Here is a 12,826-nt window from a genome sequence, read left to right on the forward strand (position 1 = left end):
TTGCATCATGGAGAATGAAAATAGTGTACTGACAAAGTGTGGAATAAGTTAAGAACTACTAGACAAATACAAGATTTTCGGTTACACATCACTTTACTTTTGGGGGAAACTAACATGTTAGTTATATAGTGTTGCTTGTATTCCTATGGATGGGAATCAGACAACGCTCTTGATTCCATTTCTCGGTCTCTTGGCATTAGAAAGGGAATCAGACAACCACTTTCGTTCCCTTTCTCGCGCTCTTGGCATTAGAAAGGGAATCAGACAACCACTTCCGTTCCCTTTCTCGCGCTCTTGGCACTAGAAAGGGATTCAGACAACCACTTCCGTTCCCTTTCTCGCGCTCTTGGTACCAGAAAGGGAATCAGACAACCACTTCCGTTCCCTTTCTCGCGCTCTTGGTACCAGAAAGGGAATCAGACAACCACTTCCGTTCCCTTTCTCGCGCTCTTGGTACCAGAAAGGGAATCAGACAACCACTTCCGTTCCCTTTCTCGCGCTCTTGGCACTAGAAAGGGATTCAGACAACCTTGTATCGAGCTAAGAGTGGCGAGGATGTTCATGAAACCGCCCCATGGAAAGCGAGTGAACTGTAGCGAGTGGAATTGTGAGACTTATTTTCAGGGCGTCCATGCTATTACGATTCGCACCATGGTTGTTGTGATGAAATAGTGTTTAGTTGTCTATACTTAGCTTAGTGTCTAGCTCCAGGCGCCATCGGCTCTCTGGTCTAGCAAATTTAAATATTCGCACCATGGAGGATGAAAAGGTTGTTCACTTAGTGTGGAATGAGCGGAGAGCCACTTGACTCCTGCGGGCTCCAGTGGTCTCGTGAGACCCCATAGGAGCCCGCCTCTGGCGACGAGGAGGCTCACGGACCACCCCGCGGAAAGCAAGTGGATCGCAGCTCATGGAACTCCACAACCAAAGTTATTTTCAGGGTAGACTCATACAAAACAAGTTTCACAACATTACTATGAAGAGAGTTCTAATCTCAATAAATTGAAGTTTGCAAACGGAGCGAGTGTTACTCTGACACCCCATTTTTTAGCGCTCTGTTTGTCGAATGACGTCCCGAATGTTCTAAATTGTAGAATAAGGAAGATTTTTTCAGCTTTAACCTCTTTACATCTTGGCAAATTTTCATGATAATAGAAACAATAATTATTTTTTATAAATATTTATTTTAGAACACAAAAATTCTAATAATAAATAATAAAAACTGATTTTAATCCAAGTTCTAAACAAAAAGGTGATTTCATGGCAAATGAACAGGTACTAACAGCTGAGCAGGTCATTGACAAAGCAAAGCGTTATATGCCAGATAATGATATAGCATTTATTGAGAAAGCGTATAAGTTTGTAAGTGAAGCTCACCGTGAACAATATCGTAAATCAGGTGAGCCTTATATTATTCATCCCATCCAAGTGGCTGGAATTCTAGTAGATCTAGACATGGATCCGGCTACTATTGCTGCTGGTTTTATGCATGATGTGGTTGAAGATACAGATGTGACTCTTTTACAAATGAAGGAAGCCTTTAGTGAAGAGGTTGCCATGCTTGTGGATGGAGTGACTAAGCTAGGAAAAATTAAATATAAATCCCATGAAGAACAACAAGCTGAAAACCATCGGAAAATGTTTGTAGCCATGGCGCAAGACATTCGTGTAATCCTCATAAAATTAGCAGATCGTTTGCATAATATGAGAACACTAAAGCATTTACCCCAAGAAAAACAACGTCGTATCTCAAACGAAACCTTAGAGATTTTTGCACCATTAGCACATAGATTAGGGATATCCGCAATTAAGTGGGAGCTTGAAGATACTGCTCTTCGCTACCTTAATCCCCAACAATACTACCGTATCGTTAATTTAATGAAAAAGAAAAGAGCAGAGCGCGAACAATATTTAGCTGATGTGATTAATGAAGTAAAAGAGCGTGTTGGCGAAGTATCGATCAGAGCCGAAATCAATGGTAGACCAAAGCACATTTATAGTATATATCGAAAAATGGTCTTACAAAATAAACAATTTAATGAAATTTATGATTTGCTTGCAGTTCGGGTTATTGTAGATAGCATTAAAGATTGTTACGCTGTGCTCGGAATTATCCATACCTGTTGGAAGCCTATGCCAGGCCGTTTCAAAGACTATATCGCAATGCCTAAACCCAATATGTATCAATCCCTGCATACGACCGTAATTGGTCCAACAGGTGATCCACTCGAAGTTCAAATACGTACAGACGAAATGCACCAAATTGCTGAAATTGGGATCGCTGCTCACTGGGCTTACAAGGAAGGTAAATCGGTGGACGAGTCCTCTACCTTTGAGGAAAAACTCACATGGTTCCGAGAAATTCTAGAATGGCAGAACGATGCAAGTAATGCCGAGGAATTCATGGAATCATTGAAAATTGATTTGTTTTCTGACATGGTGTTTGTATTTACACCGAAAGGCGATGTAATCGAATTACCTTCAGGGTCTGTGCCAATTGATTTTGCATATCGTATCCACTCAGAAATAGGCAATAAAACGATTGGTGCGAAAATCAATGGGAAGATGGTTACGCTTGATTATCGCTTGAAAACAGGGGACATTATTGAAATTTTAACCTCTAAGCACTCGTATGGGCCAAGTCAGGATTGGTTAAAGCTTGCCCAAACATCTCAAGCAAAAAATAAAATTCGTCAGTTCTTCAAAAAGCAACGACGAGAAGAAAACCTTGAAAAAGGTAAAGAGCTTGTTGAAAAAGAAATCAAGAATCTTGAATTTGATTTAAAAGAAGTTCTAACACCCGATAATATTAAGCGTGTTGCTGAAAAATTCAATTTTTCTCATGAAGAAGATATGTATGCAGCAGTCGGTTATAATGGCATTACTGCAGCACAGGTTGCAAACCGTTTAACTGAAAAATGGCGCAAGAAACGTGACCAAGAACAAGATAAGCATGTCACTGATGCAGTAACGGAAATCAAGCAGTTGAGTATCGGGAAGAAACGAGATTCAGGAGTACAGGTTCAAGGAATTGATAACTTATTAATTCGTTTATCTAAGTGCTGTAATCCGGTTCCAGGTGATGATATTGTTGGCTTTATTACAAAAGGTAGAGGTGTATCTGTCCATCGCGGTGATTGCCCAAATGTGCATACTGACGATGCTAAGCAACGTCTAATTCCGGTTGAGTGGGAAAGTAGTGTAAATGACCGCCGTGAGTACAATGTGGAGATTGAAATTAGTGGCTATGACCGTCGTGGCTTATTAAATGAAGTCTTGCAAGCTGTGAATGAAGCTAAAACAAATATCTCAGCAGTTTCCGGGAAATCAGATCGAAATAAAATGGCGACAATTAATATGGCCATTTCTATTCAAAACATAAGTCACCTACAAAAAGTTGTCGAGCGAATCAAGCAAATTCCTGATATTTATTCTGTTCGACGTGTGATGAGTTAAAAGGAGTAGCTATGAGAGTTGTTGTTCAACGTGCAAGAAATGCTAGTGTAGAAGTGAATAAAGAAATTGTTGGTCGTATTTCAAATGGATTTATGCTTTTAGTTGGTATAACTCATACGGACACAATGGAAGATGTGAAATATGTAGCTGATAAAATTGCTCACCTTCGTGTTTTTGAAGATGATCATGGAAAGATGAATTTATCTCTTTTAGATGTTGGTGGACAGGTTCTATCCATTTCTCAATTCACATTGTATGGAGATGTTCGAAAAGGTCGTCGTCCTAACTTTATGGAAGCGGCAGCACCTGACTTTGCAAACGGATTATATGAAGCGTTTAATCAGGAGTTGAGAGAAAAGGGGATTACTGTTGAAACAGGAGTCTTTGGAAGTATGATGGATGTGCAATTTACCAATGTTGGGCCAGTTACGTTGATTGTTGAGAGTAAATAGTAGGGTATATCAATCGATTGTATTTGAGTTATTATTAGTATAAAAAAAGTAAACTCGCCAAAGTATTGGCGAGTTTCTTTAATAATGATACAAAAATTCACCGCAATCCATCAAAGTGAGGTTCTCTTGGATTTTTGAGAATGGTAGATGTTTTTTCCTTGATCAAGTAACCAGCTAAATTAAAATAGACGGAGATTTTTCGGTTAAATGCAGAATAGAGTTAGTGTCGGGGAAAATAAGGGGACATTTTCCGGTTATCCAAAGAAAAATAGCTCATTTTCGAACTTTTTAAGCGAATAGGCGGAAATTCTCCGTCTATTTATGCTTATTTTTAAAGCAACTACCAATTAAGCGGAATTATTCCGTCTATTAGCCACTCGAACCCGACTGCTTAAGCTGATTCATTCCCCTATCAATAATTCCGGCCATCTCGATTGCCTTGTTAGACAACAACAAATTGATTAGCATAAAAAAGACTGCCGAGATTTCCTCAGGCAGTCCTAATAACTTAACTTAATTTGATTTAAAATACTGCGCCAAACCATAGTAAATTCCATTTGAAACATTTTCCTGATAATTACTAGAGTTGACCGTCAATTCTTCTGTTAGATTACTGATAAAGCCCAATTCAAGCAATGCGCTCGGTTGACGATTAGATCTCAGCACTTGGAAATTTCCGCTGCGGTGTCCACGATCCTTTAACCCCGTATACTTAATCATCTCTGTTTGAATCGCAGAAGCGACTGGAACGTCGATATTTTTGTAGTAATATGAAGTGACTCCACGAACACTGCTATCATTGATACTATCATAATGAACACTAACAAAAGCATCAGCATTTCGATAATGTGAGATACTAACTCTTGAAGCTAAGCTTACATATGTATCACTATTTCTAGTTAAAATCACATTTGCTCCTGCAGCAGTTAGTTTATCAAAAACAAGCTTTGTTGTTCTTAATGTTAAATCCTTTTCATAGGTTCCTTTTACCCCTATTGCACCACTGTCTCTTCCGCCGTGACCAGCATCAAGGACAATTGTTTTATCCTTTAAATATTGATTCACTCCCGGTTTTTGAACTGTGGGTGTATCTCCAATGACTTGAACAATCCATCCTGCAATATAGCCCGTTTTTCCATTATTAAGATCTATTTTGTACCAATCACCTTCAGTACCTAAGATCTTAAATGTGTCTCCCTCATTTGCTCTGGCAACTACAGATGTGGTTGTTGAAGCTCCTGAACGAATATTTGTTCCATTGTTGAGAATTTTGACTATATTTTCTTCGGATGTTGAAGGACTTTCTTTAGGCTTCTCTGCCTGCCTTTCTATAAACCATCCTGCAACCCAACCAGTTTTACCATTGGTTAGTTTCACTTCGAACCATTTATTTGACTCAGACAGAATGGTCACTGAATCACCTTTTTTTAGACTACCAATGATTGCACCGTTTAATGTGTTGTTTTCCCTCACATTCAAAGAGGAGGCAGTTACAATACCTGTTCCACTTTGTGTGCTTGGTTCAGGTGTACTAGGCGTATTATTGTTTGGTTTGGTATTTGTCGATTGGATTTTAACATAATCGCGGTAAACCCAGGCTTTGGTTTTGTTAAATTTAATCTCATACCATGATTCCTTTTCGTTCGTAACTGTTACACTATCACCGTTATTTACCTTTCCTAGTATTTTTCCTGAAAGGTTAGGCTGACTACGAACATTAACAGCATTGGCTGTAATTTTCCCTGTTCGCACTGTTCCGCTATTGTTATCACTAGGTGTTGAGCTGGAGGGAGTTGTTGATTTCGCTGATAAATATTGCGAAGAAACCCATCCTTTTGTGTTCTTAAATTGGATTTTTGACCAATTTTCATTTTTTTCTATGAATGTTGCTTCTTGACCTTTATCCATGTACCCGGTTACCTGAAAGCTTGTCCCAGGCCCAGTACGAATTCGTAAGCTATCAACCGTTGAAACGACTGTAGAGCTCGTCGGCTGTGGTTTAACCTGACTAGTGCTTACTAACCAAGCAGCCACCCATCCATTTAGATTATTTGATAGTTTTACCTTATACCAATCATTTTTAGTTTCGATGATCGGAAACTTTTCACCTGATTTTACTTGTTTTATGACCTTATAAGATAGACCTGGCCCTTCACGAACATTCAACACGCTGGTATTTATTGTTGCTGATGATTCTGCAGAAACAATATTTGTAACAGTGAGTGGGGAGATGGTCAATAGTATGATACAGAGTGCGATTTTGACAATATGTTGTAGCAATAGTAGATCCTCCTTCATTCACTATAAATTCTATTTTTAGAGAAGCTATAGTCATCTTTTAATTAATTCGTTAAAAGTGAAAAAAATCCTTGTTATTTTGAAAAAAAATTCAGGAAAAAGGGCAAGATATAGGAAAGTGATTTATTATGTGAAGGAGCGATTCAATTACCATGAGATTTAGTGAAAAAGGTCAACACGCACAAGATGCAACTAACGGAATATTTGGAGTGGATTTACATAACTTCGTTAATAAAGAGCAGGACTCCACATATGTTGAATTAGCTTCTGAATTTGGAATATCAGTTGGAGAGGTTAGGAAGCTAAAGAAGCAATTACATCGTTCATAGACGGAAAGTACCTTTTATGTTTTAAATTCCTTTTTTGATATTTTTAAAATATGGTTTGGTTGCTCTTGACAAGTTGAAATTTCATACGTATGATAAAGAAAATTATTTATCTAACTATAAAAGAACCAATGATGAGGAATAGTAGTTAAGATGACACATGACTAGAGAGGAAATGTCGTAGGCTGAAAGCATTTCTACATGATGACTTAATGAAAGAACACCTCGTAGGTTTCACTCTGAAAAAGAATCAATTCTCTAGTAGGAGCTGGACGTATCAGGCGTTAACTGATTGAGTGGAGATTATTCTATTATTGTAATCTCAACTAGGGTGGCACCACGGGAATTCAACTCTCGTCCCTACATGTAACTATGTAGGGATGGGAGTTTTTTGTTTTTTACATAGTAAATGATTATAAGAATTTGAGTGAAGTATTAGGAGGAAGTTTGGATGTCAATTAATATACCGAGAGGAACTCAAGATATTCTTCCAGGTGAAGTGGAAAAATGGCAGTACATTGAGAATACCGCGAGAGATGTGTGTAGACGCTTTAATTATAAGGAAATACGTACACCTATTTTTGAACATACCGATTTATTTTTACGTAGTGTAGGAGATACAACGGATATTGTGCAAAAGGAGATGTATACATTTACTGATCGTGGAGACCGTAGTTTAACATTAAGGCCAGAAGGAACAGCAGCGGTTGTTCGTTCATTTGTGGAGCAGAAGCTATTTGGTTTACCTGCTCAACCAACAAAACTATATTATATTGGTCCGATGTTCCGATATGAACGTCCTCAAGCAGGTCGTTTTCGCCAATTTGTTCAATTTGGTGTGGAAGCATTGGGAAGTAAGGATCCAGCAATTGATGCTGAGGTTATTGCGCTTGCGATGGAAGTGTATCAAGCTTTGGGATTGAAAAAGTTAAAGCTTGTGATTAATAGCTTGGGTGATAAAGATAGTCGTACGGCACATCGAGAGGCCCTAATCAAACACTTTTCTCCAAAAATTGAGGAGTTTTGTGGGGATTGTAAATCACGTTTAGATAAAAATCCTATGAGAATTCTAGATTGTAAAAAAGACCGTGATCATGAGCTAATGAAAACTGCGCCATCTATCCTGTCTTACTTAAATGATGAATCTAGAACTTATTTTGAGAAAGTTCAAAGTTATTTAAGTGACTTTGGAATTGAGTTTGAGGTTGATCCAGGATTAGTAAGAGGGCTTGATTATTACAACCACACCGCATTTGAAATCATGAGTAATGCTGAGGGCTTTGGAGCGATAACAACCCTTTGTGGTGGTGGAAGATACAATGGACTTGTTGAAGACATTGGTGGCCCTGATACTCCTGGAATCGGTTTTGCGCTTAGTATTGAGCGTCTACTTGCTGCATTAGCAGCTGAAGGAATTAAGCTACCTCTTGAGGAAAAAATCGATTGTTATCTTGTAGCACTAGGTGAGAATGCTGGTGATAAGTGTGTGTCACTGCTCCAGCAGTTACGTAAAGCCGGTGTTAGTGGTGAAAAGGATTATCTTGATCGTAAGGTAAAGGCGCAGTTTAAGTCAGCTGATCGTTTAAGTGCTAGATTTGTAGGCGTGCTAGGTGATGACGAGCTAGAACGAAATGTGATAAATGTGAAAGATATGACTACTGGTGAACAAGAAGAAGTGATTATTACTGATTTTATTAGCTATATAAAAGAAAATTTAAGTTAAAGGTGGATAAAAAATGTACGGACGAACGTATTTTTGTGGTGAAGTTCCAGAAACAGCCATTGGAGAAACAGTAACACTAAAAGGTTGGGTGCAAAAGCGCCGTGATTTAGGTGGACTTATTTTTATTGATTTACGTGATAGAACGGGAATTGTACAGGTTGTTTTTAATCCTGAAGTATCAGGTGAGGCATTAACAATTGCTGAAGGTATTCGAAATGAATATGTATTAGATATTGAAGGTACGGTTGTCGCTCGTGAAGAAGGAACGATTAATGAGAATATCTCAACAGGTACGCTTGAAATCAAAGCCAATCAGGTTATTATTTTAAATGCTGCAAAAACACCTCCTTTTAGCATAAGTGATAAAACAGAGGTATCAGAGGATGTTCGTTTGAAATATCGTTACTTAGATTTACGACGTAATGTGATGTATGAAACATTTAAAATGCGCCATGATGTAACAAAAACAATTCGTAATTACCTAGATGGTGAAGGATTCTTAGATATTGAGACTCCAATCTTAACGAAAAGCACACCAGAAGGAGCTAGAGATTATTTAGTGCCAAGCCGTGTTCACCCAGGGGAATTTTATGCATTACCACAATCTCCACAATTATTTAAACAGCTTCTTATGGTGGGTGGATTTGAGCGTTATTACCAAGTAGCACGTTGCTTTAGAGATGAAGACTTACGCGCAGACCGTCAGCCTGAGTTCACACAAATCGATATCGAGACTTCATTTATGAGTCAAGAGGATATTATTGCAATGATGGAAGAAATGATGGCAAAAGTAATGAAGGATGCAAAAGGCTTGGATGTAGAAACACCTTTTTCAAGAATTAGCTATGACGATGCAATGAGTCGTTATGGTTCAGACAAACCTGATACTCGTTTTGAGATGGAGTTAGTTGACCTCTCGGAGATGGTAAAGGATAGTGGATTCAAAGTATTTAGTGGTGCCGTTCAAAGTGGTGGTCAAGTTAAAGCAATCAATGTAAAAGGTGGGGCTGAAAAGTACTCACGCAAAGATATTGATGCCTTAACTGAATTTGTGAAGGTATATGGTGCAAAAGGGTTGGCGTGGCTTAAAGTTGAAGGTGACGAATTAAAAGGGCCAATTGCTAAATTCTTCGAACAAACTGAACAACAATCATTGGTGCAGCTACTAGGTGGGGAAGCTGGGGACTTGTTCCTGTTTGTAGCAGATAAAAAATCAGTTGTGGCTGATTCTTTAGGCGCTCTTCGATTAAAATTAGCTAAAGAGCTTAAATTAATTGATGAAACGAAGTTTAACTTCTTATGGGTAACGGAATGGCCATTACTTGAGTACGACGAGGACATGGGCCGCTATTTTGCAGCACATCATCCATTCACAATGCCAGCGAGAGAAGACCTACCTCTTTTAGAATCTGATCCAGGTAGTGTAAGAGCTCAAGCGTATGACCTCGTGTTAAATGGATATGAGCTTGGTGGAGGGTCTCTTCGTATTTTTGAACGTGATGTGCAAGAAAAAATGTTTAAAATTCTTGGATTTAGTGAAGAAGAAGCTAAGGAGCAGTTTGGATTCCTGCTTGAGGCGTTTGAATATGGAACACCTCCACATGGTGGGATTGCTCTAGGACTGGACCGCCTAGTAATGCTACTTGCAGGTAGAACAAACCTACGTGACACAATCGCATTTCCTAAGACTGCAAGTGCTAGCGATTTATTAACTGATGCACCAGGTGAGGTAAGTGGGGCTCAATTAAAAGATCTACATTTGTCACTAAATGTTGAAAAATAGAAGAAAAATGTGGTTCGAGGAACCTTGAAAACAGCAGTTTTATATGTTATTATTTTGACATAGAATAAGTTAATAAAGTCCTGATGTGTTCGTCGTATAATCTATTGTTTTGACCGAACAATAAGTTATACGGGAGCTTGGGTTTTCATACTGCATACATGCCTTATCCACCGTGATCAGAGGACGTATAAATGTTGAAACAGGGCACCCACCTGCGTTTAGCGGGTTCAAAACGAAGACATGACGGCACGATTGGGACCTTTATATTTTGTTATCTTACAATAGTTTGCCCTGTGTAGAAATTTTACACAGGGTTTTGTTTTTTGTTGTGTGTTTAGCAACATTTGCTACCTAACAACTCGCGATTAAAAAATGTAGAGGAACCTTAGGATTTTACCGAAAAGTATGATATAGTCAAAATCGGGAAATATAAGCCAATGGCTACTACCGATAACAATACATATAAACAGTTTAATTAGGTGTTTAACACCGGAATTTTGGGTAATGGAGTGAATAAAATGTTACACCAGTTTTCAAGAAATGAGCTTGCAATTGGGAAGCAAGGTTTAGAAACATTAAAAAATAGCACAGTTGCAGTCCTTGGAATAGGAGGCGTCGGATCGTTTGCAGCAGAATCATTAGCTCGATCTGGGGTTGGAAGACTCGTATTAGTGGACAAGGATGATGTTGATATTACCAACGTAAATCGCCAAGTGATTGCGTTATTATCAACAGTTGGACGACCAAAAGTAGACATTATGAAGGAACGCATTGCTGATATTAATACAGAATGTGAAGTCATCGCCTTAAAGATGTTTTATACAGAAGAAACGTATGAACAATTCTTCGGTTATGGAATTGATTATGTGGTTGATGCATCGGATACAATTTCTTATAAAATTCATTTAATGAAGGAATGTTTAAAACGAAAAATCCCCATTATTTCAAGCATGGGTGCTGCAAATAAAATGGATCCAACAAAATTCAAGATTGCAGATATTTCTAAAACACATACAGATCCAATTGCGAAAGTCATTCGTACTAGACTGCGTAAAGAGGGAATTCGTAAAGGGATTAATGTCGTGTTTTCAGATGAAAGTCCGATTGTCATTCGTGAGGAAATCCGTAAAGAAATTGCCAATGACCAAGCAAAAATTCGAAAAGCTAAAATGCCACCTTCTTCGAATGCATTTGTTCCGTCTGTAGCAGGGTTGATTATGACAAGTCATGTGATGAAGGATTTGCTTAAGGATGTAAAAATTTCAAGGGTAAGTGATGAAAGATAAATGATAAAAGTCGTCTCAAATTGCTGAGACGGCTTTTTTGAAGATAAGATCGTGCATGAAGACACTAATATATTAAAAAAATAATTTTTGATGAAAATCAACATGGGGAAGCATTCAAGACTTTGATATTCATCTTTGTTGATTTTTCGCGTAGATAGAGGAACTCATAGGCGGAGAAATTCCGGCTAATGTATCTAGTTGGGGCTTAAGATTCAATAAGTGGAGAAATTCCGGTTAACTCCTCTAATATATGACTAAATCTAAAGATTAGGTTCATATAAGCGGAAAAACTCCTGTTATATTTAGGGAAATGTTGATATTTCCCAATTTAAGCGGAATTTATCCGACTGAAATTCAACCACAGTGAAATCAACATGCCCGGTTTTTCTTAAGTGAGATTTATTAAATAATCAAGGTATGAAGAAATTACTATTGATTAGAATATAAGGTTTTCTGATTCATTCGTTGATTTATAAACAAAAAATAAAAGGACGATCGATGTTTAACTCGATTGCCCTTAATAAATTTCTCTATTTAGCAATTTGCTCTAAATTACCGTTTTTGTCCATTTTGAAACTTGGTGTATTACGGTCTTCACCATCTTCAAACATAACCATTCTGCGTGCTCGATCCATGATTTGGACTAAAGCTTGGTAGTCCTCTTGAATCGTATTTTGTTCTTGCGAGAGTTTTTCAACTCTTTTTTCAAGTTGTTTGTTTTTGGCTAAAAGTTGTTCATTTTCTCTTTTTAATGAATCATTTTCCATTTTTAATATATATGATTGTCTGTCTTCATTTTGAAGATTTGATAGAAATGTAATACAATCATTCAGTGTAATAGAGTCTTTGTGTACAGATGTGTTAGAAGAGGGTTGATTCACTGGTACTAGTTCAGTAGAGAATTCTTCGATCTGTTCAAATTGCATTTCAGCTGGCTCTTCAATTATTGTTTGTTGCTGCTCCATATAAATGGGTGTATTAGTCGGAACGACAGGTGTAGATTCTCTTCTTGCACGGTCGATTGCTCGTTTTCTCTCTTTTCGTTGTCTTTTTGCAATCGCAATCGCTTGATCATAATTTTTTCGTACCTCTGCATTCCATCTAAAACCACAGGCAGCTGATGTACGATTTAAACGATCTCCAACCTCTTCAAATGCATTTAGCTGTGTTCCACCCTCGCGAATATAGCGTAAGACTGTTTCTGCTAATAATAAATCGTCTTCATGTGACCACGCATCTTGTCTAACTTTCATTCTTTCAACTCCCTAATTTCTTTTCTCGTTATGTATCTATCTCTATCATGACCACGAATAGGAGTTTTTATACATATTAGTAGTTTTATAAGAAATACAAATAGAGTCATCTGTAAGAAAAAAATAAATTTTGGCTAAAATTGGAACCCTTTGATTTATTGAAACGTATAAACATACATATTATTGATAGTTCTATTAGAATTTTGTTTCTACCTGAAAAATAAAGTGTGATGAGCTTTGCATTCGCTG

Annotated in this window: 8 protein-coding genes, 1 other RNA gene and 1 other annotated feature; of the genes, 7 read left to right on the forward strand and 2 right to left on the reverse strand. The window is 37.8% G+C overall.

Annotated elements, in window-relative coordinates; translation table 11 throughout:
* Positions 1-1,260: 1,260 nt before the first annotated feature.
* Both BK579_RS10800 and dtd read left to right on the forward strand, forming a co-directional pair.
* Complete coding sequence (locus BK579_RS10800) at positions 1,261-3,456, forward strand: RelA/SpoT family protein (RefSeq protein WP_078545414.1); 2,196 nt, start codon at positions 1,261-1,263, stop codon at positions 3,454-3,456.
* An 11-nt stretch (positions 3,457-3,467) separates the two neighbouring features.
* Positions 3,468-3,908, forward strand: a complete 441-nt coding sequence (gene dtd / locus BK579_RS10805; RefSeq protein ID WP_078545416.1) for a D-aminoacyl-tRNA deacylase — start codon at positions 3,468-3,470, stop codon at positions 3,906-3,908.
* 513 nt (positions 3,909-4,421) lie between these two features.
* On the opposite strand, the gene BK579_RS10810 is transcribed toward dtd, so the two are convergent.
* Positions 4,422-6,188, reverse strand: a complete 1,767-nt coding sequence (locus BK579_RS10810) for an N-acetylmuramoyl-L-alanine amidase family protein (RefSeq protein ID WP_169891120.1) — start codon at positions 6,186-6,188, stop codon at positions 4,422-4,424.
* 170 nt (positions 6,189-6,358) lie between these two features.
* On the opposite strand from BK579_RS10810, the gene BK579_RS25590 reads away from it, so the two are divergent.
* From BK579_RS25590 to BK579_RS10830, 5 genes are all read left to right on the forward strand, one after another.
* Positions 6,359-6,535, forward strand: coding sequence for a hypothetical protein (locus BK579_RS25590; RefSeq protein WP_169891121.1), 177 nt, complete (start codon positions 6,359-6,361; stop codon positions 6,533-6,535).
* 119 nt (positions 6,536-6,654) lie between these two features.
* Positions 6,655-6,897, forward strand: a binding site (T-box leader).
* Between the two features lie 86 nt (positions 6,898-6,983).
* On the forward strand, positions 6,984-8,255 hold the full coding sequence (gene hisS / locus BK579_RS10815) for a histidine--tRNA ligase (protein ID WP_078545420.1): 1,272 nt from the start codon (positions 6,984-6,986) through the stop codon (positions 8,253-8,255).
* Positions 8,256-8,268: 13 nt separating this feature from the next.
* On the forward strand, positions 8,269-10,038 hold the full coding sequence (gene aspS, locus BK579_RS10820) for an aspartate--tRNA ligase (RefSeq protein ID WP_078545422.1): 1,770 nt from the start codon (positions 8,269-8,271) through the stop codon (positions 10,036-10,038).
* A gap of 74 nt (positions 10,039-10,112) precedes the next feature.
* Positions 10,113-10,301, forward strand: a non-coding RNA gene (gene ssrS, locus BK579_RS10825) — 6S RNA.
* A 255-nt stretch (positions 10,302-10,556) separates the two neighbouring features.
* On the forward strand, positions 10,557-11,324 hold the full coding sequence (locus BK579_RS10830; RefSeq protein ID WP_078545424.1) for a tRNA threonylcarbamoyladenosine dehydratase: 768 nt from the start codon (positions 10,557-10,559) through the stop codon (positions 11,322-11,324).
* Between the two features lie 530 nt (positions 11,325-11,854).
* Here BK579_RS10830 and BK579_RS10835 read toward each other — a convergent pair.
* A complete protein-coding gene (locus BK579_RS10835) occupies positions 11,855-12,577 on the reverse strand; it encodes an RsfA family transcriptional regulator (protein WP_078545426.1) in 723 nt (240 codons plus the stop codon).
* Between the last annotated feature and the right edge of the window lie 249 nt (positions 12,578-12,826).

This window comes from Litchfieldia alkalitelluris (assembly GCF_002019645.1).
GTDB lineage: Bacteria > Bacillota > Bacilli > Bacillales > Bacillaceae_L > Litchfieldia > Litchfieldia alkalitelluris.

Bases quoted from the DNA above. Each gene is read 5' to 3' on its own strand.
- dtd (WP_078545416.1), top strand. From the start codon at position 3,468: ATGAGAGTTGTTGTTCAACGTGCAAGAAATGCTAGTGTAGAAGTGAAT.
- BK579_RS10800 (WP_078545414.1), top strand. From the start codon at position 1,261: ATGGCAAATGAACAGGTACTAACAGCTGAGCAGGTCATTGACAAAGCA.
- BK579_RS10830 (WP_078545424.1), top strand. From the start codon at position 10,557: ATGTTACACCAGTTTTCAAGAAATGAGCTTGCAATTGGGAAGCAAGGT.
- aspS (WP_078545422.1), top strand. From the start codon at position 8,269: ATGTACGGACGAACGTATTTTTGTGGTGAAGTTCCAGAAACAGCCATT.
- BK579_RS25590 (WP_169891121.1), top strand. From the start codon at position 6,359: ATGAGATTTAGTGAAAAAGGTCAACACGCACAAGATGCAACTAACGGA.
- hisS (WP_078545420.1), top strand. From the start codon at position 6,984: ATGTCAATTAATATACCGAGAGGAACTCAAGATATTCTTCCAGGTGAA.
- BK579_RS10835 (WP_078545426.1), bottom strand. From the start codon at position 12,577: ATGAAAGTTAGACAAGATGCGTGGTCACATGAAGACGATTTATTATTA.